This window comes from Streptomyces sp. 7R007, assembly GCF_054850255.1.
The window spans coordinates 51,371-72,792 of record NZ_JBTWMV010000027.1 but is presented as its reverse complement, the minus strand read 5'-3'; the positions used below and the strand labels follow the sequence as shown (position 1 = coordinate 72,792).

General features: G+C 71.0%; 19 protein-coding genes and 1 pseudogene. 13 read left to right on the top strand and 7 right to left on the bottom strand.

Annotated features, from left to right (window positions below):
- The first annotated feature begins 12 nt into the window (after positions 1-12).
- Genes ACYF6T_RS29810 through ACYF6T_RS29795 form a run of 4 tightly spaced genes read left to right on the top strand, consistent with a single transcriptional unit; the run spans position 13 to position 2,642 of the window.
- On the top strand, positions 13-432 hold the full coding sequence (locus ACYF6T_RS29810; RefSeq protein ID WP_461700308.1) for a roadblock/LC7 domain-containing protein: 420 nt from the start codon (positions 13-15) through the stop codon (positions 430-432).
- Positions 429-785, top strand: coding sequence for a DUF742 domain-containing protein (locus ACYF6T_RS29805; RefSeq protein WP_461700307.1), 357 nt, complete (start codon positions 429-431; stop codon positions 783-785). The genes ACYF6T_RS29810 and ACYF6T_RS29805 overlap by 4 nt, the downstream gene beginning before the upstream one ends.
- Positions 766-1,383: a GTP-binding protein gene (locus tag ACYF6T_RS29800; RefSeq protein WP_461700305.1), complete on the top strand. Its 618-nt coding sequence runs from the start codon at positions 766-768 to the stop codon at positions 1,381-1,383. The genes ACYF6T_RS29805 and ACYF6T_RS29800 overlap by 20 nt, the downstream gene beginning before the upstream one ends.
- Positions 1,380-2,642: a cytochrome P450 gene (locus ACYF6T_RS29795; RefSeq protein ID WP_461700304.1), complete on the top strand. Its 1,263-nt coding sequence runs from the start codon at positions 1,380-1,382 to the stop codon at positions 2,640-2,642. The genes ACYF6T_RS29800 and ACYF6T_RS29795 overlap by 4 nt, the downstream gene beginning before the upstream one ends.
- A gap of 70 nt (positions 2,643-2,712) precedes the next feature.
- On the opposite strand, the gene ACYF6T_RS29790 is transcribed toward ACYF6T_RS29795, so the two are convergent.
- On the bottom strand, positions 2,713-3,939 hold the full coding sequence (locus ACYF6T_RS29790) for a cytochrome P450 (protein WP_461700303.1): 1,227 nt from the start codon (positions 3,937-3,939) through the stop codon (positions 2,713-2,715).
- A gap of 98 nt (positions 3,940-4,037) precedes the next feature.
- On the opposite strand from ACYF6T_RS29790, the pseudogene ACYF6T_RS29785 reads away from it, so the two are divergent.
- Positions 4,038-4,957, top strand: a pseudogene (locus ACYF6T_RS29785) (fumarylacetoacetate hydrolase family protein).
- Here the strand turns inward: ACYF6T_RS29785 and ACYF6T_RS29780 are convergent.
- Positions 4,894-5,655 (bottom strand): SDR family oxidoreductase, encoded by a 762-nt coding sequence (locus ACYF6T_RS29780; protein WP_461700302.1) that lies wholly within the window; start codon positions 5,653-5,655, stop codon positions 4,894-4,896. The pseudogene ACYF6T_RS29785 and the gene ACYF6T_RS29780 overlap by 64 nt on opposite strands.
- 190 nt (positions 5,656-5,845) lie before the next feature.
- Here ACYF6T_RS29780 and ACYF6T_RS29775 point away from each other — a divergent pair, with 190 nt between their 5' ends.
- Positions 5,846-6,679, top strand: a complete 834-nt coding sequence (locus ACYF6T_RS29775; protein ID WP_461700301.1) for a helix-turn-helix transcriptional regulator — start codon at positions 5,846-5,848, stop codon at positions 6,677-6,679.
- On the opposite strand, the gene ACYF6T_RS29770 is transcribed toward ACYF6T_RS29775, so the two are convergent.
- On the bottom strand, positions 6,673-7,089 hold the full coding sequence (locus tag ACYF6T_RS29770) for a VOC family protein (protein WP_461700299.1): 417 nt from the start codon (positions 7,087-7,089) through the stop codon (positions 6,673-6,675). The genes ACYF6T_RS29775 and ACYF6T_RS29770 overlap by 7 nt on opposite strands.
- A 74-nt stretch (positions 7,090-7,163) precedes the next feature.
- Positions 7,164-8,411 carry a lectin gene (locus ACYF6T_RS29765; RefSeq protein WP_461700297.1) on the bottom strand — a complete coding sequence of 416 codons (1,248 nt, stop codon included), beginning with the start codon at positions 8,409-8,411 and terminating at the stop codon, positions 7,164-7,166.
- Positions 8,412-8,582: 171 nt separating this feature from the next.
- Between ACYF6T_RS29765 and ACYF6T_RS29760 the strand changes: the two genes are divergently transcribed.
- The 3 genes from ACYF6T_RS29760 to ACYF6T_RS29750 all read left to right on the top strand — a co-directional run bounded on the left by ACYF6T_RS29760 (position 8,583) and on the right by ACYF6T_RS29750 (position 10,114).
- A complete protein-coding gene (locus ACYF6T_RS29760) occupies positions 8,583-9,131 on the top strand; it encodes a phosphatase PAP2 family protein (protein WP_461700296.1) in 549 nt (182 codons plus the stop codon).
- Positions 9,132-9,299: 168 nt separating this feature from the next.
- Positions 9,300-9,671, top strand: a complete 372-nt coding sequence (locus ACYF6T_RS29755; protein ID WP_461700357.1) for a phage holin family protein — start codon at positions 9,300-9,302, stop codon at positions 9,669-9,671.
- A complete protein-coding gene (locus ACYF6T_RS29750) occupies positions 9,668-10,114 on the top strand; it encodes a DUF3618 domain-containing protein (protein ID WP_461700294.1) in 447 nt (148 codons plus the stop codon). The genes ACYF6T_RS29755 and ACYF6T_RS29750 overlap by 4 nt, the downstream gene beginning before the upstream one ends.
- Positions 10,115-10,281: 167 nt before the next feature.
- On the opposite strand, the gene ACYF6T_RS29745 is transcribed toward ACYF6T_RS29750, so the two are convergent.
- On the bottom strand, positions 10,282-12,162 hold the full coding sequence (locus ACYF6T_RS29745) for an arabinofuranosidase catalytic domain-containing protein (RefSeq protein WP_461700292.1): 1,881 nt from the start codon (positions 12,160-12,162) through the stop codon (positions 10,282-10,284).
- A gap of 212 nt (positions 12,163-12,374) precedes the next feature.
- Positions 12,375-13,121, bottom strand: a complete 747-nt coding sequence (locus ACYF6T_RS29740) for an SDR family oxidoreductase (protein ID WP_461700291.1) — start codon at positions 13,119-13,121, stop codon at positions 12,375-12,377.
- A 335-nt stretch (positions 13,122-13,456) separates the two neighbouring features.
- On the opposite strand from ACYF6T_RS29740, the gene ACYF6T_RS29735 reads away from it, so the two are divergent.
- Positions 13,457-14,323, top strand: coding sequence for a calcium-binding protein (locus ACYF6T_RS29735; RefSeq protein ID WP_461700290.1), 867 nt, complete (start codon positions 13,457-13,459; stop codon positions 14,321-14,323).
- A 73-nt stretch (positions 14,324-14,396) separates the two neighbouring features.
- Here the strand turns inward: ACYF6T_RS29735 and ACYF6T_RS29730 are convergent, their stop codons facing one another.
- A complete protein-coding gene (locus ACYF6T_RS29730) occupies positions 14,397-16,937 on the bottom strand; it encodes a discoidin domain-containing protein (protein WP_461700288.1) in 2,541 nt (846 codons plus the stop codon).
- 281 nt (positions 16,938-17,218) lie between these two features.
- On the opposite strand from ACYF6T_RS29730, the gene ACYF6T_RS29725 reads away from it, so the two are divergent.
- The 3 genes from ACYF6T_RS29725 to ACYF6T_RS29715 all read left to right on the top strand — a co-directional run bounded on the left by ACYF6T_RS29725 (position 17,219) and on the right by ACYF6T_RS29715 (position 21,259).
- Positions 17,219-18,313 (top strand): DUF1996 domain-containing protein, encoded by a 1,095-nt coding sequence (locus tag ACYF6T_RS29725; protein WP_461700286.1) that lies wholly within the window; start codon positions 17,219-17,221, stop codon positions 18,311-18,313.
- 12 nt (positions 18,314-18,325) lie between these two features.
- On the top strand, positions 18,326-20,098 hold the full coding sequence (locus ACYF6T_RS29720) for a discoidin domain-containing protein (protein ID WP_461700284.1): 1,773 nt from the start codon (positions 18,326-18,328) through the stop codon (positions 20,096-20,098).
- A gap of 120 nt (positions 20,099-20,218) precedes the next feature.
- On the top strand, positions 20,219-21,259 hold the full coding sequence (locus ACYF6T_RS29715; RefSeq protein ID WP_461700282.1) for a LacI family DNA-binding transcriptional regulator: 1,041 nt from the start codon (positions 20,219-20,221) through the stop codon (positions 21,257-21,259).
- Positions 21,260-21,422 lie beyond the last annotated feature (163 nt).

Here is a 21,422-nt window from a genome sequence, read left to right as displayed (position 1 = left end):
CCATCACCCACCATGCAGACCACCGATAACAGCCTCGTCTGGCTCCTGCAGAACCTTCTGCAGCGCACGCCCGGCACGCGGCACGCCCTCGTCCTGTCCCGGGACGGCCTCAAGCTCTGCTGGACCGAACACCTGACGCTCGACCAAGCGGACCAGCTGGCGGCGATCTGCTCCGGCATCCAGGCACTGGCCCAGGGCGCCTCCGTCGAGTTCGGCGACGGAACCGGAGGTGTGCGCCATTCCATGACCGAGTTCCACGGCGGCCTGCTGTTCATCGTGGAGGCCGGCGAAGGCGCCCACCTCGCGGTGCTGGCCGAGGAGAACGCCGATCCGGGAGTGGTCGGGCACCAGATGTCCGAGCTCGTGGAGCAGATCGGCGAGCATCTGCGGGCCGAGCCACGCCAGCGTCTTCAGGGGAGCGCCTCGTCGTGATGCGCAAGCCCGTGGACACCGGGGATCCCGACCGGCTCTACACGGTCACGGGCGGACGCAGCCGTGCCGACGACACGTTCGACCTGGTCACCCTGGTGGTGAGCGAATGCCAGCCGACCAGCGGCATGCAGTCGGAGCACGCCCGCATCCTCGAACTGTGCCGGCACCCCACGGCCGTGGTCGAGATCGCCGCGGAGCTCGCACTGCCGGTCACCGTGGTGCGCATCCTGCTCGGCGACCTGCTCGCCATGGGCCGCATCAGCGCCCGTCACCCCCGCGCGGCGCAGTCCGTCGCCTCGCTCCCGGAATCCGCTCTCCTCAAGGAGGTGCTCCATGGGCTCCGCAACCTCTGAGCTGCCTTCCCGGCGAACGCCCCTGGCCGACGCTGCCGAGACCGGCCTGAAGATCGTCGTCGTGGGCGGATTCGGCGTCGGCAAGACGACCCTGGTCCGCTCCGTCAGCGAGATCCGGCCGCTGAACACCGAAGAGGTGATGACCCAGGCCGGCGTCGGCGTCGACGAGACGCACGGCGTGGCGGCGAAGACCACCACCACGGTGGCCTTCGACTTCGGGCGGATCAGCCTCAACGAGCACATGGTGCTCTACCTGTTCGGTGCCCCGGGCCAGGAACGCTTCTGGTTCCTGTGGGACCGCCTCTTCTCCGGCACGCTCGGCGCGGTCGTCCTGGTCGACACGCGCCGGATGGACGACTCCTGGTACGCCATCGACCGGCTGGAGCACCACAAGACGCCGTTCGTCGTGGCCGTCAACCGGTTCGACGACGACCCCTTCAGGTACTCCCTGGACGAGGTCCGCCAGGCACTCGCCCTGCCGGAGCGCGTGCCGCTGATCGACTGTGACGCGCGCGTGCGGACGTCCGGCAAGGACGTCCTGATCACCCTCGTACAGCACCTCTACGACCTGGCCATGACCCGGGAGACGACACCGTGACCGACGCCGGATCCCCCTCCCCGTCCGGGCCTCCCGCGGGCTGCCCCGCTCACGCCGGAGCAGTGCGGCTGTCCGGTCTGGAGTACCAGCAGACGCCGTCGCAGCTCTACCGCGAGCTGCGCAGGAAGCACGGCGCGGTGGCGCCCGTGCTGCTGGACGCCGACATTCCCGCCTGGCTGGTCCTCGGCTACTCCGAGGTCAGCTATGTGACCAGCCACGACGAGTTGTTCGCCCGGGACTCGCGCCGCTGGAACCAGTGGGAGCACATTCCGGCCGACTGGCCGCTGCTGCCGTTCGTCGGCTACCAGCCCTCGGTGCTGTTCACCGAGGGCGAGGAGCACCGGCGGCGGGCGGGAGTGATCACGGAGGCGCTGGAGGGCGTCGACCAGTTCGAACTCGCCCGGGACTGCCAGCAGATCGCCGACCGGCTGATCTCCGCCTTCGCCGGCAGCGGCCAGGCGGAGCTGATGAGCGCGTACGCACACGCCCTGGCGATGCGTGCCGCGGTGCAGATGTGCGGGATGCCGCACACCGGCAGGGACACCATGGAACTGGTGGAGGACCTGCGGATCTCCCTCGACGCGGCGGAGGGCGACGACCCGGTGGCCGCCTACGGGCGGGTGGGCGCGCGGATCCAGCAGCTGGTGAAGGACAAGCGGGAGCGGCCGGGAGCGGACGTCACCTCGCGCATGCTGCTGCATCCGGCGGGGCTGACCGACGAGGAGATCGTCCAGGACCTGATCTCCGTCATCGCCGCCGCCCAGCAGCCGACGGCCAACTGGATCTGCAACACCCTCAGGCTGCTGCTGACCGACGAGCGCTTCGCCCTGAACGTCTCGGGCGGCCGGCTCAGCGTGGGCGAGGCGCTGAACGAGGTGCTGTGGCTGGACACGCCGACGCAGAACTTCATCGGCCGCTGGGCGGTGCGTGACACCCAGCTCGGCGGCCGGCAGATCCGGGCCGGTGACTGCCTCGTGCTGGGCCTCGCCGCGGCCAACACCGACCCGCAGATCTGGCCCGACTCCCACGTGGGCGCCGAGAACGCGGCGCACCTCTCCTTCAGCAACGGCGAGCACCGCTGTCCCTACCCGGCACCGCTGCTGGCCGACGTCATCGCCCGTACGGCGGTCGAGACGCTGCTGGAGCGGCTGCCGGACCTGGTGCTGGCGGTCGAGCCGGAGGAGCTGGCCTGGCGGCCCTCCATCTGGATGCGCGGGCTGACCTCGCTGCCGGTGCGCTTCACCCCGGTGGTGCAGTAGCGCACGGGCCGGCGCCGGGCCTGGGTGGGCTTCGTGGGGAGAGCCCACCCGCTGCCGGTGCCGACGCGGCTCAGTCCGCCACGGGCGTGAAGCGTACCGGCAGGGACTGCGGACCCCGGGTGAACACGCCCTGCTCCACGGGTGTGAAGCCGTCGGCGAGTCGTACGTCGGGCATGGCGTCCAGGAGCTGGCCGACGCCGATCTCCACCTCGGCCTTGGCGAGCAGCGCGCCCACGCAGAAGTGCCGGCCGAGCGCGAAGGCGAGGTGGTCGGCGGCGGCCGAGAAGGCGGTCGCGGACGTGAGGTCCTCGCGGAAGATGTCGAAGCGGTCCGGGTCGCGGTAGCGGTTGTCGTCCCGGTTGGCCGCGCCGATCAGGCAGGTGACGGTGGCGCCGGGCGGGATCGTGCCGCCGCTGAGCCGGACCTCGGTCGCCGACTGCCGCATGATCATGTGCACGGGGGGTGTGTAGCGCAGCGTCTCGGCGAACGCGCGGGCGATCAGACCGCGGTCCTCGCGCACGGCCGCCAACTGGTCGGGATGGAGCAGCAGGTTGGCGAAGATGCTGGCGATGGCCTTGTCGGTGGTCTCGCCGCCGGCGGCGAGCAGCAGGCTGCAGAAGGCCTTGATGTCCTCGTCGCTCATCTTCACGCCGTCCACCTCGGCGGCGCACAGCGCGGACAGCAGGTCGTCGCCGGGGTGCTCGCGGCGCTCGCGGATGATGGGGAACAGGTACTCGGCGAACTCGACCCGGGTGCGCTCGCCGGCGGCGGTCACCTCGGGGTCGCCCGAGAGGTTGCCGAGGAAGGCGATGACCGAGGTGTACCAGCGGTGGAAGCGGGGGTGGTCGGCCTTGTCCAGACCGAGCATGTCGGCGATGACGTTGACGGGGAAGCGGGTGGCGTAGTCCGCGACCAGGTCGGCGGAGCCGGTGTGGCGGAAGGCGTCTATCAGGGCACGGGAGTTGTGCTCGATGACGGGCAGGAACTTCTCCTGCAGGTCGCTGCCGCGGAAGGCCGGGGCGACGAGTGCGCGCCGGACCGCGTGCTCGCGTCCGCTGAGCTGGAGGATGGTCTTGCCGTGGACGGGTTCGAGCTGCCAGTCGTAGTTGTCGGTGGTGAACTCGCCGTTCTTGTCCTTGAAGACGCGCTCCACGTCGTCGTAGCGCGAGATGATGTAGCTCTGGGTGGCCTCGTGCCAGATGAGGGGTGCCGTCTCGCGCATCGTGCGATAGGCCTCGTAGGGATGGGCGGCGAACTCCGGCGAGAGGATGTCGGGGACCTGCTGCGCGGTGGACATGAAGCTCCCTGAGGTCGGTGACGAACCTGTCGCCGAAGACTAATGATCATTCTTCGGCCGGGACAGCCCTGTCCTGGCCGACAGTTGAGCGATGGACGATGCTGGCCGGAAATCGCCCTGGCCGTGCGGGGAGGACAGGAAGCGGGCCAGACCCGACTGCATGCCGGGATGGTCGGCGCTCGGGCCGCTGCCGGCGGCGGCGACGTGGTCGCGCGCCGGTTGCAGCAGTGAGGTGGTCCGGGCCGACGCATATCACCCGCGCGTCCGGCAGCCGGCACGTGGCGGAGGGCTCCTTCCGGGACCGGGAGCTGCCCGGGTACCCGACCCTCATCGCCCGCTGGACCCGCTCGCTCACCGTGGACGGTGCCGAGGTGCCCGTTCCGGCCGGCGAGGACGGGCTGGACTGGGAGGGCGAGGCCGTCGCATGGGTCGGCGCGACCCTGGTGGACCCACCCCGGAACCGGCCCTGGCCGCGGTCGTCGGGTACTCCGCCTTCAGCGACCTCACCGCGCGGCGGGCCCAGAAGCTCACCTCCCAGTGCAACCTGGGCAGGAACGGTGACGACTGCGGCCCGCTCGGCCCGCTGGTCCCGGCCGCCGACGTGGGCGACCTGCGCGGCGGGCTGCGCGTGCTGACGCGGGTCAACGGCGAGATCGTGCGGGACGGCAGCACCGACGAGATGGTCTCCCTCGTCGGCGACACGCCCGCCCGCCTCTCCCGTACGTTCACACCGCGTCCGGGCGACCTGCTCGCCCCCGGCACCCCGTCCGGCGTCGAGTACGCCCGGACGCCGCCGTGGCTGCTGCGGCCCGGCGACGTCGTGGAGGTGGTGGTGGAGCGGCTCGGCCGGCCGCGCAACACCGTGGTCTCGAACGCGGCGCGTTCGTGGTCACCGCTCTGGCACCGCCGGGTTCGGGCGCCGGAAACGGGCGGTCCCGGCGGGCCGCCACGGCGTCAGCCCGCGCGGCCGGGGAGCATGGCCAGGGCTCGGGAACGCTGCGCGACCAGGTCGTCGTAGGTGCCGTCGCGTTCGGCCCAGCGGTGCATGAGGACGCCCTTGACGAGGATCTCGCGCGGAGTGGGGTCCTGCGCGAGCAGGTCCATGACCTCGGTGGCGAAGTCGTCGAGCGGCAGCCCGTGCGGGTTCACCTGCTCCCGGCCGGGCATGGCCACCGCCGGCGGAACGAGCTCGACGACGTCGACGCCGGTGCCGTCGAGCTGGGCGCGCAGTGCCTCGGAGTAGGCGTGCACGGCGGCCTTGGAGGCGGCGTAGCTCGGCATGGGCGGGAACGGCAGGAAGGCGATGCCGGAGGTGACGGTGACGAAGGCGCCGGCGCCGCGCCGCACGAGGTGGGAGGCGAAGGCGTCGACGACGCGGACGGTGCCGAGCAGGTTGGTGTCGATCGTCGTCCGCGTCGCCTCGAAGTGTGCGGGATCGCGCAGGTCCTCCATGAGCATGACACCGGCCATCGTCACCACGGTGTCGAGGCCGGGGTACCGGGCGAGTACGGCGTCACGGGCGGACGCGACGGAGGAGTCGTCCGTGACGTCGACGCCGAACGTGCCGAAACCCTCCCCGGCGAGCTGCGCGAGCGCCTCCTTGTCACGGCCGCCGACGGCCACGGTGCTGCCCGCCGCGGCGAACCGGCGGGCCAGCTCCCGCCCGATGCCCGAGGTCCCGCCGACGATGAGAACCGTGCGGTTGGAGAGATCCATGAGATCGTCCCTTCATGTCAGGCCGCCGGCGGCGCCACGGTCTCGCTGCGCCGCCCGTGGTTCGGCCCTGTCTCGTCCGAGCCAGTGCTCAGCAGTCTCGACGGCGCCCGCGGCCTGCGGCAGAGCCCTCCTCTTCCCTGGTCCTGCCAGGGCCCCCGCTCCGCTCCACCGGCCGCATTACGGTGTCCGTATGAAGGACGAGGAATCCGGCAACCGGCTCGGCAGCTACCTGCGCGCCCGGCGTGAGCTGGTCACCCCGGCACAGGCGGGCCTGCCGCCCGGGGGCAACCGTCGCGTGCCCGGCCTGCGCCGCGAGGAAGTCGCCCTGCTCGCCGGAATCAGCCCCGACTACTACCTGCGCCTGGAACGGGGACGGGACAAGAACCCCTCCGTTCAGGTGCTCGACTCCCTCGCGCGGGTGCTGCGGCTCGACGACGTCGAGCGGACGTACCTGCTCGGCCTGGCGGCGGCGCGGCCCAGAGCCCCGCGCCGCAAGCGACCCGAACACGTCCCGGCGCGGGTGCACGAACTGCTCGCCCACCTTCAGATCCCGGCGTTCGTCGAGGGACGCGCCTTCGACGTGCTGGCCTCCAACCCGATGGCCGTGGCGTTCTCCCCGCGCCTGCGGCCCGGTGAGAACCGTCTGCGCTCCCTGCTGCTCGATCCCGAGGAACGGGCCTTCCAGCAGGACTGGGACAAGGCCAGCGCCGATTTCGTCGCCGCCCTGCGGAGCACCATCGGCGACGACACCGACAACCCGCGGTTCGTGGAGCTCGTCGGCGAACTCGCCCTGTCCAGTCAGCGGTTTCGCACCCTGTGGGCCCGGCACGACGTCCGCAGCCTGGACGGGGGCACGACCACGGTCCACCACCCCGTGGTCGGCGAACTGCGCCTGCACCGCGACAAGCTCCCCGTCGACGACGTCCTGCTCGTCGTCTACTACCCCGACAAGGACAGCGACAGCGACGAGAAGCTACGGTTGCTCGCCGCCCTCGCGCACGCCGAGCCCGGCTCGGGTCAGTGAGCCGGGCGCGCGAAGCGGGCGAACTTCTCCCTGGCGGCCGGCGTGACCGGGGTGAAGAAGTTGACCAGGTTGCCGTCGGGGTCACGGAACAGCAGTGAACGGTTGCCCCACGGCATCGTGGTGGGCGCGGCGACGAGGTCGGTGACGAACCCGGTGAGGTTCTCGTACACGCGGTCCACGTCGTCGACGAGGAACTCGGTGATCACGTTGTGGTTGTCCGCGGCTCGGGCCGAGTCCGGGGCGAACAGCGGGACCGTGCGGGTACTGGCGATCGCGAGGGTGGCGGTGGGGGTGCCGATCTCGGCGAAGTCCTCGGTGGCCGAGACGGCCTCGAGGCCGGTGGCCCGCTCGTAGAAGGCGACGAGACGGGCCACGTCACTGGTGATGATGCGCATCGAGACGAAGTTCATCGGATCTCCTGGTCGTGCGTGAGGTGTGCGCTGCGCACGCTAGGAGGCATGTAGGACGGATTTCGTCCTCTACGTCAGCCGATCGTCCACTTCTGGTTGGCGCCGCCCGTGCAGGTCCAGATCTGCAGCCGGGTGCCGTTGGCGGAGTTGTTGCCGGTCACGTCCAGGCACTTGTCGGCCTGCGGGTTGACGATGTCGTTCGCCGAGCTGACGGCCCACTTCTGGTTGGGGCCGCCGGTGCAGTCCCACAGCTGGACGGTCGAGCCGTCGGCGGTGCCGTTGTCCGTGACGTCCAGGCACTTGCCGAGCGCGCGGATCGTGCCGTCGGAGCCCACCGTCCACTGCTGGGCGGCGGTGCCGTTGCAGTCGTAGAGCTGTACGGGGGTGCCGTTGGCGGAGTTCGCCCCGGCGACGTCCACGCACTTGCCGGCCAGGCCCCTGATCGGCGCGCCGGTGGAGGTGCTGCCGGTGGTGACCGACACGGAGTCCACCACCAGTTGCTGCGGGAAGGAGGTGGAGGCGTCCGGGTCACCGGGCCAGTAGCCGCCCACGGCCAGGTTCAGGATCAGGAAGAACGGCTTGTTGAACACCCAGGTCTTGCCGCCGAGGTCGGCCGGGGTGCGCCGCTGGTAGACGGTGCCGTCGACGGACCAGGTGATCGAGTCGGGCGCCCAGTCGACGGCGAAGGTGTGGAAGGCGTCCGCGAACGCCTGGCCGTTGGGCAGCGAGTAGGCCGCGCCTATGCCGCCCGAGCCCGAGTAGCCGGGGCCGTGGATGGTGCCGTGCACGGTGGAGGGCTCGAAGCCGACGTTCTCCATGACGTCGATCTCGCCGGAGTCGGGCCAGTTGACGGGTGTGCCCAGCATCCAGAACGCCGGCCACATGCCCTGGCCGCGCGGGATCTTCATCCGGGCCTCGACGTGCCCGTACTGCGCGGTGAACTTGCCGGAGGTGTTCAGCCGCGCCGAGGTGTACTGGCATGTGCCGTACCAGCACTGGTAGTTGGCGGGGTTCTCCTTCCGCGCGGTGATGACCAGGTGCCCCTGGCCGTCCAGGGCGGCGTTCTTGGTGCCGGACGTGTAGTACTGCCGCTCGTGGTTGTTGACGTTGTCGCCGGTCTCGATCTGCCACTTCGAGGAGTCGACCGCGGCGCCGGCGGGCCCGTCGAAGGTGTCGGAGAACGCCACCGCCGCGGCAGCGGGCGCGGTGACCGGGGAGGCGTGCGGCCGGTCCGCGTGGGCGGCGCCGATCGCGACGGGCGCGACCAGCACGGCGGACAGGGCGGCGAACAGGCATCTGCGGATCAGGCGGGGGGAGGTCACGGCTCGTCCTTCCCGGAGTGGGGGGTGAAGGCGTCGCCTCTTGATTTAAGGAGTGAAGTAAGTGGCCGTCAATACCTTGGTACGGACCACTGCGCCGTCGGGAGCCGCTCCGAGTCGATCAGTGTCCACGCATGACCGTTACTTTGGGGCGCGTGGGGATAACCGCAGTTCATGAGGTTGTTGACGGGGTTGCACGACATTGACCGGCTTCTGACGCAGCGGGCGGCTTCCCGTATCCCTCCGGGTGCCGGCCGGATGCTCTCCTGTGTGGAGGAGTCGGCGGAAAGCACCAAGTTGTGGTGTGCTGCCGCCGCCGCGATGACGTGGTGGGGCGGGTGGCGGGGCCGCAGGGCGGCGGCCGCGGGGCTGGGGGCCCTGGTGGTGGCGCAGCTGGTGTCGAACGGCCTGTGCAAGCAGCTCGCCGATCGTCCCAGGCCCCCCGCCGAGTGGATCCCCCACGACGAGGTCGCCGACCGCCCCGATTCCTCGTCCTTCCCTTCCGGGCACACCTCCGCCGCGGTCGCCTTCACCGCGGCCGTCGCCCCCACCTGGCCGGTCGCCGGCGCCCTGTGCGCGGTTCCGGCCGCCATGGTCGCCGTCGAGCGGATGCAGTCGGGCGCCCACTATCCCAGCGACGTCGCCGCCGGTGCCGTCATCGGTCTGGCCAGTGCCTGGGCCATCCGTCGTGCCCCGGCGCTGTTCGTGCGCCACTGGAGGTAGGAAGAGCACTCGCTGCTGTCGAGGGCTGTGAGCCGGGTCGGGCGGGGTACTCGCGCCCGCGTGGAAGGGTCGGACCGCCCGGCCCGCAGGAACGAGAGCGGGAGGTGACCGATCGTGTCGAGCACGCAGCCGTCCACGTCCGGGCCACGCCCTGCCGGCCAGGAACCGGTGGGCGAACTGGTGCAGCGGGCCTCGCAGCAGCTGACGGAGCTGGTGCGCGGCGAGATGCGCCTGGCGCAGGCGGAGATGAAGGAGAAGGGCAAACGGTACGGCAAGGGCGGCGGGCTGTTCGGCGGCGCCGGAGTGGTCGGCTTCCTGATGCTGGAGGCGCTGGTGGCCACCGTCATCGCGGCGCTCGCCGTGCCGCTGCCCGTGTGGGCCGCGGCACTGATCGTGACCGCCGCCTTGGGAGTGGTCGCCGCGGTGCTGGCCCTCGGCGGAAAGAAGCAGGTCAGCGAGGCATCACCGGCCACTCCCGAGCAGACCATCGAGAACGTCAAGGCCGACGTGGCCGAGATCAAGGAGAGCGCACACCGATGACCCAGCCACCCCACGACGAGCCCACCGCGGCCGGCCCCGAGGAGCTGCGCGAGCAGGTCGCTCAGACCCGCGCCGAACTCGGCGAGACCGTCGAGGCGCTCGCCGCCAAGACCGACGTCAAGACACGTGCCCAGGAAAAGGCCGCGGTGGTCCGGGAGCAGGCCACCGCCAAGGCCGGTGAACTGAAGACCAAGGCCGCCGACCTCGCCCACCAGGCGCAGGACAAGCTGCCGGACCCGCTCAAGGACAAGGCCGCCCACACCGCCGAGCAGGCCCGGGAGAAGGCCGCGCAGGCCGGTCGGCTGTGGCACGACAAGGCACCCGAACCCGTCCAGCACACGACGGCCCAGGGCGCGCGGATGGCGCGCGACAACCGCACCCTGCTGCTGGCCGGCGCGGGCGTGGCCGTGCTGGTGTGGATGGCCTTCCGGCACAAGGCCTGACCTTGCGGAAGGCGCCGTGGACCGCCTGCGAGCGGGGCACCCGCGAATGGGCCGGGTATGAACCGCAGCGGGCGGGGTAGACGGGTGCGGTCGGCCGGGAGAGAGCCCTGACCTGGGGAGGTCGAAGGGGCTCTCCCCCGGCCCGTTCGCGTTCCGGCCCGTGTCGGTCAGCTCAGGCTGAACTTCTGGGCGGTGGCGCCGTTGCAGTCCCAGATCTGCAGGCGGGTGCCGTTGGCGGTGGCGCCGCTGGGGGAGTCCAGGCAGCGGCCGGACTGGGGATTGAGGAGGGAGCCGTCGGCCTGCTGGACCCACTTCTGGCCGCCGACGCCGTTGCAGTCCCACAGTTCCACTGTGGTGCCGTTGGCCGTGCCGTTGCCCACGATGTCCAGGCACCGGCCCAGGGTGGACAGGGAGTTGTCCGCCCCGTGGTACCAGTGCTGGTCCACGGCGTAGGTCTGGCAGTCCCACAACTGCACCGCGGCGCCGTTGGTGCCGGTGTCGTCGGCGGCGACGTCGACGCACTTGCCGCCCGGTCCGGTGATGGTGCCTCCGCCGTGGACCGAGAACTTCTGGGCGGTGGCGCCGTTGCAGTCCCAGATCTGCAGGCGGGTGCCGTTGGCGGTGGCGCCGCTGGGGGAGTCCAGGCAGCGGCCGGACTGGGGATTGAGGAGGGAGCCGTCGGCCTGCTGGACCCACTTCTGGCCCCCGACGCCGTTGCAGTCCCACAGTTCGAGCTTGGCTCCGCCGGCCGTGCCGTTGTTCTCGATGTCCAGGCACCGCCCGAGCGTGGAGAGTGAGCCGTCGGGGTTGTGGGTCCAGTGCTGGTCCTCGGCGTAGGTCTGGCAGTCCCACAGCTGGACGGCGGCGCCGTTGGTGCCGGTGTCGTCGGCGGCGACGTCGACGCACTTGCCGCCCGGTCCGGTGATGGTTCCCTGGGGCCCGTTGGGTACGTCGGTCTCGCCGCTGTAGCCGACGGAGGTGATGTTGGCCTGTACGGCGTTCTCGGCGGCGTCGGTGGGATAGCCGGAGACCATGACGCCCTCGAAGAAGGTGCCCCGGTTCCAGTTGCTGTTGTCGCCGCCGATGCCCAGGATGATCCCGCCCTCCTGGTGCATGGGCTGGTAGCCGCCGCGCGTGGGCAGCGCCCCGTCCCACCAGGTGCTCAGGCCGCCGGACTGGGAGTTGCCGCCCTTGAGCGCGTATCTGGTCTGGCCGTTGTTCTTCAGCACGGCGGTGACGAAGGCCGACTTGTTGCCCAGGTTGGCGGTGTTGGAGCCGTTGTCGCCCTGGAACATGCCGTTCTCCAGGTCCGCCTCGACCCAGGGGCCGGTCCCGGTGCACGGGGCGAAATAGCAGGTGGTGGCGATCGACACGGCGTCCATGTGCCCGTTGCCGGTGTCGGCCGGGGTGCTCTCGGCGTTGCCGTAGTCGAAGCAGCAGGCGGAGCCCACGTGGGTGCCGCTGGCCACCATGTAGGCGCCCTCCGGCTGGCCGTTCACGGCCACGCCCGAGGCGACGCCGGTGTAGCGGTAGCCGACGCCGGGCGAGATCCACAGGCCGTAGACCTTGTGGCCGCCGGCCGTGACGGCGATCTCCGAGGCGTCGGCACCCCGGTCGGCGCCCGTGCCGGCGGTGCCGGCGGGGGCGGGGGTGAGGTCGTTGTGACGGCCGCTCTGGTCGTAGATCTTCGTGATGCGGCAGCCGCCGCTGCGGGCGCAGAAGGCGTCCTGCGCCGCCGCGTTGGCGTAACCGCCCTGGGCCAGCAGGCCGATGTCGGTGGTGGCCCCGTCCGCGACGCGGGTGACCTGGTAGAGCGGTCCGTTGTACGAGGACAGCAGGGCGCGGGTGACGCTGTGCGCGGCCACGCACGGGGTGCCGGCCGCCGCGTAGATGTCGCACGGCAGTGAACCGGCCGCCTGGGAGGCGGTGGGGAACCCGAGCAGGACGCCGAGGGCGAGGACGAACGCGCTCAGCACGGACGCGGCGTACCGCCACGGTGTGAGCGCCCGGTTCGGCAGGAGTCGCAGGACTGGTCTTGGCGAGCGCATGACATCCCGGTCCGTGGGACGGGAACCGTGCATGGCAAGTCCCTTCGATGCTCGACGAGTGGGGGAGGGCGCGCCGGCGTCATGCCGGCGCGGCTCTCGATCGGCTCGCCCGGAACCTACGCATCCTGTTCGAACGCGTCAATATTTGTTGCCTTTTTTGGTGCAGACCAAGGGGAAGGCGAAGTGGACGACGCCCACTCGGCCACGGTGTGTCATGCGGCTGTTGCCGCGGTCTGCTCCTTGAGCCAGTCGGTGAAGGTCTGGGTGCCGCGGGGGCCGGTGGTGGTCGGCAGCAGGCCGCCGCTGCTCATGCCGCCGGGGAAGTACACGGGCAGGACGGGGCGCCGGCGGGCGCCGCCGGCGGCGATCAGGCGCCGGGCCATGTCGACGAGCGATTCGACCTGCGGCCCGGCGAGTTCGGGGGCCATCTCCTGGGGCGTCGCGACGGCGAGGTCGGCGAGGGCCTCGGCCACCTCGCGCACGGCGACGGGCTGGATGCGCGCCTTCGGCACCAGCGCGACCGGGCCGGGCATGCCGCCGAGCAACTGGCCCGCGAACTCGTGGAACTGGGTCGCCCGCAGAATGGTCCACGGCACCGACCCGCCCCGGACGATCTCCTCCTGCCGCAGCTTGCCCGCGTAGTACGGGTTCTTCACCCGGTCGACGCCCACGATCGACAACGTCACCAGGTGCCGTACGCCTGCCCGTTCGGCCGCCGCGACGAGGTGCCGTCCCGCCGTGCCGAAGAAGTCCACCGCCACCTTCTTGCGCGTCGTGATCACATTGCTGACGTCGACCACCGCGTCGGCTCCGGCCAGCGCCGCGTCGAGGCCGGCGCCGCTCGTCAGGTCGACGCCCTGGCCGCGGGAGAGCGCAACGGGCGTGTGCCCGCGAGCCTCCAGTGCCTGCACCACGAGCCGCCCGGTCAGTCCGGTACCGCCGGCCACCGCGATCTTCATGACTACTCCCGTCCTGTCGGTGTCGTACGAAGCACAGACCACGCGGCCATGGGCAACGTGACAGGACGGTGTGTGATGTGCGTCACATCGGCGGCCGGCGGGGGTCACAGGCCCGGTTCACGGCCGACGGTGATCCAGTAGCGCCTGGCATCCCGAACCCTCCTCGCCGTGCCGGCTGTCTGAACGCGAGGAATCCTGACGGTGTCGCCGAGGGCAACGGTCGGGTCGGTTCGGTGGTCGTAAGGGGTGAACACGCATTCGTCTGCTGCTCCCCCTGCCAGATGCCTGTCGGCGCGGGGCGGTGGAGGACCGAGCTCGTCGCGCCGGGAGGAATCATGAGCCGCATCGCCGTACCACGGGACGACAGACAGGGAGGCGGGCCCGAGAACACCCCGCCGGCCGCCGCGGAAACCCCGCGGCGCCGACCGGGCGGTGGCGCGCGGCGGCGCGCCGTCGTCGTGGGCGTCGCCGCCGGTGTGATGGTGGGCGTCGGTGCCTCGGCCGACGCCACGCCCGCCGCCGCGACCGGCGACCCGGTCGTCAGCGGAGCCACCGTCAACAACGGGCACGACGTCATCGTGGGAACCACACGCGACGTGTCGTTCCCGGTCACCGTGAAAGGATCGGACGACTCCGGCCTGCAGTTCGCGGACGTGGACCTGAAGGGTCCGCACGGCGGCTTCTACACCACCGACGCGTTCTGCGAGACCGACACGGCCTGCACGATGGTCTTCACCGTCAACGCCCACCCCGCCCCGGGAAGCGACGACCCGGTGGACCTGGCCAACGCCAACGCCGGCACCTGGTCCGTGGACGCCCTCGTCGACGCCAACGACGGCGGCTCCGTCTTCGCCCCCGGCATAGCGGCCTTCCACCTCAAGCGCGCGGCACGGCTCACCGTCAACGCCGCCCCCGAGCCGGTGGCCAAGGGCGCGAAGATCACCGTCACCGGCAAGCTCGTACGGGCCAACTGGGACACCTACCGGTACGCGGGATACGCGGGCAGGGCCGTGCAGTTGCAGTTCCGCCCGAAGGGAAGCGACACCTACACCACCGTGGCCACGGTGACGACCAGCAGCACCGGGACCCTGCGCACCAAGGTCAAGGCGGTCAAGGACGGCTACTGGCGCTGGAACTTCGCCGGGTCCGCCACCACCGGGCCGGCCAAGGCCACGGGCGACTACGTGGACGTACGTCCCTGACCCCACCCCAGGATGCCGGTCCACCGGCGCGGCCCCACCCGAGCAGGCCACGCCGCTGGACCGGCGACCGACGTCACGGGAACGACGTCAGTTTCGACGGCACGGTGTCCGTCCCCGAGGTCGGCGCCCCGGTGTTGTTGACGACATGGGCGTACTGGCCCTTGCCGCCCAGGGAGATCACCAGCACGTCGTGCAGCTTCACCCCGGCGGTGACCGGGACCTGGAAGCCGTGTGCCTGGACGATCGTCGGATCGGCGGTGTAGTTGCAGTAGCTGCCGAGCCCCCACGCCTCGTGCTGGGTCACGGTGTCGGCGACCTTGTAGGCCGCGTAGCCGACGATGCCGTCATGGGTGATGGCGGCGGCGTTCGGGGCGTCGTAGGCCTTCTCGTTCTGGAAGAAGATCGTGCGGCCGCGTTCGCCGCTCCACAGGACGTCGTACTTGTTGAAGTGCTCCACGAACAACCCCGTGGCCAGGACGTCGTCGCCGTTGACGCGCAGGCCGTAGTCGGCGCGGTTGGTGTCCCAGCCGACGCCGCTGCCGTGGTCGGCGCGCCACAGCCAGGTGTGGTCGATGACGACGTCGTCGCTGTTGACGACGACGGAGTTGGTGGCGAGGCCGGGTCCGGCGCCGCCGATGCGCACGAACACGTCCTGCATGGTGGTCGGGTCGGCCGAGTGGTCGGCGCTCGCGCCGGGCTGCCCGATCTGCAGCAGGGTGTCGGAGTTGACGGGGCCCGCGTCGATGAGGAAGCCGGCGAGGCGGACGCCGTCGACGTCGGCCACGTGCAGGGCGTCGACGCCGTTGTCCGGCACGAGCGTGGCCAGGCCCAGCCCGAGCACGACGGTGTCGGCGCGGGTGACGTTGATGGTCTGGTCGAGGTGGTAGATGCCGGGCGTGAACAGGAGGTTGAGGCCCTGGGCGAGCGCCTGGTTGATTGTGGCGGCGGTGGCGCCGGGCTTGACGACGTAGAACTGGTCCAGCGGGAGGGAGGTGCCGGCGTTCGCCGGCCAGGACACTCCGCGCGCATTCGTGCGCTTGGCGGGCACGAACACCTTGTAGGTGCTGCCGTCGAGGTAGAGGAAGGGCTTTTCGCGGGAGACGGGTGTCGTGTCGAGGGTGGTGTACGGGCCGGAGTCGAAGTTGGTCGCGGGCGCGCCCTGGACCCCGGTGAAGGTCATGTTCCACACGCCGTTGGTCCAGCCGCCGACGGAGCTGTCACGGGTGTACCACTGCTGCTGGGAGTACGGCCCGACGGTGCCGTCGATCTTGGAGTCGGCGATGTAGCCGCCGGAGGCCCAACCGTAGCCGTTGGGGGCGAGGTTGAGGCCGCCCTTGACATGGATGCGGCGGAAGGGCGCGGCCTGGGCGACGGCCCAGCGGTCGGTCCCGTTGGACGGCGTGAGGGCGAGGTTCTCGGCCGAGCGCCAGAAGTTCTGCGTGGCGTTGCCGTTGAACCAGCCCGCGTCGACGGTGATGTCACCGTTGATCTGGGTGTCGTCGGGGTTGAGGCCGAGCCCCGAGATCGAGGTGTAGAAGCCGATCTGGGCGTTGATGCCGTTGTAGGTGCCGGGCTTGAGCAGGAACTGGTAGCGGCCGGTGCCGAACTGGGCCGACTCCTGCTTGGCGAAGACGTCGTCGAACTTCTGCTGGAGATTGGGGGTGTTGGGGTCGACGACGATGACGTTGGGGCCGAGGTCGCCGCCGCCCTGGACCGGGGGAGTGGTGCCGCCGGTTCCGGTGTGGACGGCCACCTCCCACAGGGAGTAGCCGTAGCCGGTGGCGCGGACGGTTCCGTAGACACGGAGGTAGCGGCCGGAGCCGGTGACGTCGTAGGACGCCGTGCCGCCGCTCGCGCCGGTGACGCTCTTGAGCGTGGTCCAGCTCTGGCCGTCGGCGGAGGCCTGGATCTGGAACTCCTTGGCGTAGGCGGCCTCCCAGGTCAGGTCGACCTTGCAGAGGTTCCTGACCGAGCCGAGGTCGACCCGTACCCACTGCGGGTCGGATGCCTGGCTGGACCAGCGGGTGCCGGGGTCGCCGTCGAAGGCCGCGGAGGCGGGGGTGCCGGCGTTCTCCGTGGAGGAGGCCGAGGCGGGCTGCCCCTTCGCGGCGTTCGCCGTGTCGCAGGAGGACGTGCCGGTGCCGGAGGTGCCGAAGACCTGGAACTCCCAGAGGGAGTAGCCCCATTGGGTGGCCCGGTGGATGCCGTACATCCTGACGTAGCGGCCCTGGCCGGAGACGTCGAGGCTGTCGGTGCCGCCGTCGCCGCCCGTGACGGAGGTCAGGTCGGACCAGGTGCTGCCGTCGGCGGAGGTCTGGATCTTGTAGTCCTTGCCGTAGGCGGTCTCCCAGGTGAGGACGACCTTCGAGATCGAGGCGGTGGCGCCCAGGTCGACCTGGAGCCACTGCGCGTCGGTCGCGGCCGACGACCAGCGGGTGCCGGTGTCGCCGTCGACGGCCGCGGCGGCGGGTGTGCCGGCGCTCTCGTCGGAGGAGGACGTCGCCGTTCTGCCCTGGGACAGGGGGAGTTCGGCCGCGGTGGCCGGGTGGGAAACGGGGAGGGCGAGCAGCGCCGCCATGGCGGCGAGTGCGACGCCCAGGGATCTGAGTCTCATGAGGGTTCCTGCGGGTGTGATGGGAGGAAAGGAACACGAGGCCGCCGACGGCAGGCGGGCCGACACGCCAAGGTCACTGCCCGGACGCTTAGTTCACGTCTTGATTTAACTGATGAGGTCCAAGTCTCGGCAAGCCTTCGGAAGTTGAAATATTTCCGGCTCCACTTCCGTCGCATCCCTTGACACCTTGATGACACGCCCTCAACACTCCTCGGCGGGAGAGCGCTCTCCCATCCACGACCCAGCGCTCCCTGACCCCCACAGCACAGGAGGAGGTCTCCATGTCACGGAGATCGAAAGGCCTGTCAGCCACGCTGATCACCGGCGCGCTCCTGCTGACCTCGCTCGGGCTGGGCGGCGTCGCCGTCAGCGCCGGCCCGCCCGCACCGCACAGCCCGGCCGCGCAGGCGTTCGCGGCCACCCACTCCGGGCACGCGATGGCGGCATCCGTCGCCACCTCACCGGAGGACCCCGACGGCGACGGCTACATCCTCGCGAACCCGCCGGTCACGGGCGTGACACCGTCCACCCAGGACCCGCCCCACCGCTACTTCCACGAGTTCCAGGCCAACTGCTCGGTCACCCACACCCGGCCGGACGACCCCATCGTCTACCCCCAGCAGCCCGGCGCGTCCCACGACCACACGTTCATGGGCAACACCACAACCGACGCCTACAGCACCACCGCCTCGCTGGAGGCCGGCGGCACCACCTGCAAGGCCCCCGGCGACCTGTCCGGCTACTGGATGCCCACGCTCTACAACGGCGACCAGCCGGTCCTCCCCGTGGGCCCGCAGGTCATCTACTACAAGGCGGGCGTCACCGACTACACCAGCGTGCGGCCCTTCCCCAAGGGCCTGCGGTTCGTCGTCGGCAGCCCGATGCAGAGCGCCGACGACTTCCGCCACCACCCCGGCTTCGTCGAGGGCTGGGAGTGCGGCGACAGCTACTTCAACACCGAGTTCCCCGCGACCTGCCCCAGCCGCGCCGAGGTCCAGCTCAACATCCGCTTCCAGGCGCCCAGTTGCTGGGACGGCAGGTACCTCGACACCCCCGACCACAAGAGCCACATGGCCTACCCCGTGGTCAAACCCGGCACGAACGACAACATCTGCCCGGCCGACCACCCGGTCGCCCTGCCGATGATCGAGTTCAAGATGGCCTTCCCCGTCAACGGCGACATGTCCAGGGTCCGCCTGGCCAGCGGAGCGGGCCACACCTTCCACTACGACTTCTTCAACGCCTGGGACGCCCCCACGCTCAAGGCCCTGGTCGACCACTGCATTGTCGGCGGGCTCCAGTGCGATGCCCGCGGCTACGACGAGACCCACCCGGAGGCGGGCGCGGCACTGAACGAGCACTACGAACTGCCCTGAGGAGCACCAGCGATGACCCCACCACCCCGCACCCGCTCCCGCACCCGCTCCCGCGCCCGCCGCGCCGCGGCACCCCTCACCGCCGGCGTCCTGGCCGCCGGCGCCCTCGTCGCCCTGCCCGCCGCCCAGGCCCACGCCGCCGGCAGCGTCGTCAAGGTCACCGGCAGCCAGGGCGCCTGGCAGCTGACGGTCGACGGACGGCCGTACCAGATCAAGGGCCTGACCTGGGGCCCGAGCGTCGCCGACGCCGAGAAGTACCTGCCCGACCTGCAGTCCATGGGCGTCAACACGATCCGCACCTGGGGCACCGACGCCACCAGCAAGCCGCTGTTCGACTCCGCCGCCGCGCACGGCATCAAGGTCGTCGCCGGATTCTGGCTCCAGCCCGGCGGTGGTCCCGGCAGCGGCGGCTGCGTCGACTACGTGACCGACACCGCGTACAAGAACCAGGTGCTCGACGAGTTCCCCCGGTGGGTCCAGACCTACAAGGACAATCCCGGCGTGCTCATGTGGGACGTCGGCAACGAGTCCGTCCTCGGTCTGCAGAACTGCTACAGCGGCGCCGAGTTGGAGAGACAGCGCGACGCCTACACCACCCTCGTCAACGACATCGCCAGGAAGATCCACGCCGTCGACCCCGACCACCCGGTCACCTCCACCGACGCCTGGGTGGGGGCGTGGCCGTACTACAAGAAGAACGCGCCGGATCTCGACCTGTACGCCGTCAACTCCTACAACGCGGTCTGCGACATCAAGTCCGCCTGGGAGCAAGGGGGTTACACCAAGCCCTACATCGTCACCGAGACCGGACCGGCCGGCGAGTGGGAGGTCCCCGACGACGCCAACGGCGTCCCCCTCGAACCCTCCGACCGGGCCAAGGCCGACGGCTACACCCGCGCCTGGGGCTGCGTCACCGGGCACAGGGGGGTCGCGCTCGGCGCCACGATGTTCCACTACGGCACCGAGTACGACTTCGGCGGCATCTGGTTCAACCTGCTGCCCGCGGGCCAGAAGCGCCTGTCGTACTACGCCGTGAAGCGGGCCTACGGCGGTGACACCACGCACGACAACACCCCGCCCGTCATCTCCGACCTGACCGTGGAGGGCGACGCGGGCCAGGTGCAGGCCGGGCGCGACCTCGTCCTGGACGTCAAGGCCACCGACCCCGACGGCGACCCGGTCGCCTACGAGGTCCTCGACAACAGCATGTACGTCGACCAGAGCAAGAACCTCACCTCGCTGCCCTTCACCGACCTCGGCGGCGGCCGGCTGAAGGTCACCGCGCCCGACCGCCCCGGCGTGTGGAAGATGTACGTCAAGGCGACCGACGGCCGGGGCAACGTCGGCGTCGAGACCCGCTCGGTCCGCGTCGTCCCACCCGTGCCCTCCGGCAGCAACCTGGCGCAGGGGAAACCCGCCACCGCCTCGTCCTACCAGGCGAGTTACGGCGACTGCCCGTGCACCGCCGCCAACGCGGTCGACGGAAACCCGGCCACCCGGTGGGCCAGCGACTGGAGCGACCCCCAGTGGCTCCAGGTCGACCTGGGCACCCGCACCACGTTCCGGCACGTCCAGCTGTACTGGGAGACGTCGTACGCGAAGGCGTACACCATCCAGACCTCCGACGACGGCCAGAACTGGCAGACGGTGCGCACCGTGTCCGACGGCAACGGCGGCATCGACGACTTCGACGTCACCGGGACGGGCCGGTACGTGCGGGTCAACGGCACGGTGCGCGGCACCGGTTGGGGATACTCGCTCTACGAGTTCGGCGTGTACTCCTGACGGCCGGGCAGGCCGGGCGGGGCTGAGCAGGCCGAACGAATCGAGCAGAGCGGTCCGGCCGATCACCCGCCTTCGGAGAGCGCTCTACTGCGTGATCCGCACCTCCGTTAGGGTGCCTGCATGCGCAGACAGGCCCCGACGCTGGAGGACGTCGCCCGGGAGGCCGGTGTCTCCCGGGCGACCGTGTCCCGGGTCGTCAACGGTGTTCGCAACGTCGATCCCGAGATACAGGACCTGGTGCGCCGGGCCATCGAGCGGACGGGGTACGCGCCCAACCGGGCCGCCCGTTCCCTGGTGACGCGGCGGGCCGAGACCGTCGCCCTGGTGGTGTCCGGCGCGGGGGACACCTCGGACGCCGCCCAGAACGCCTTCGCCGCGCGGGTGTTCGCCGACCCCTTCTTCGGGCGGGTGGTCGGGGGTGTCGTCGGCTATCTGCGCCCCCGTTCCCTGCACCCGGTGCTGATGTTCGCCGAGTCCGCCGAGGCCCGTCAGGAGGTGCTGACCTACCTGCGGCAGGGGCGGGCCGACGGCGCCCTCGTGGTCTCCAGCCACGCCGACGATCCGCTGCCCGCCCTCCTGGCCGACGCCCGGCTGCCCGCGGTGCTCTTCGCCCGGCCCTCGCGTCCGGTCCCGCTCAGTTACGTCGACCTGGCGCACCGGGACGGAGCGCGCCTCGCCGCCGAGCACCTGCTCGCGCGCGGCTGCCGCCGACTCGCCACGATCAGCGGCCCGTTGGGCGTCGCGGCGAGCCAGGAGCGGCTGGCCGGGTTCCGCGACGCCCTCGCCCGGCACGGCCACCCCTACGTCCCGGTCGCCGAGGGCGGCTTCACCCTCGACAGCGGCATCGCGGCCATGTCCGACCTGCTGGAGCGCCACCCCGACACCGACGGGGTGTTCGCTGCCAACGACCTCATGGCCCAGGGCGCGTGCCAGGTGCTGCGCGAGCGCGGCCGGCGGATTCCGCAGGACGTGGCGGTCGTCGGCTTCGACGACTCCGGCATCGCCGTCACCTGCCGCCCGCGACTGACCACCGTGCGCCAGCCCGTGGAGGAGATGGCCGCGGAGATGGCCCGTCTGCTCGACGAACACGTCCGCGGCACGCGTACCGAGGCGACCTCGGTCGTCTTCGAACCCGCACTCGTGGTGCGCGAATCGGCCTGACGGCGGGAATAGGTCCGTACCGGACGCGTCACGGCATGGAGGGAGGGACCTGCCTGGGCGGCTCGTGCGATCGGAAGGCGAAGACACCCGGCGTGCCGGACGCCGTCCGAGGGCCCGGAGCTGCGCCGTCTCGCCGGTGATCGTCGACCCGGGTTATTTCGGC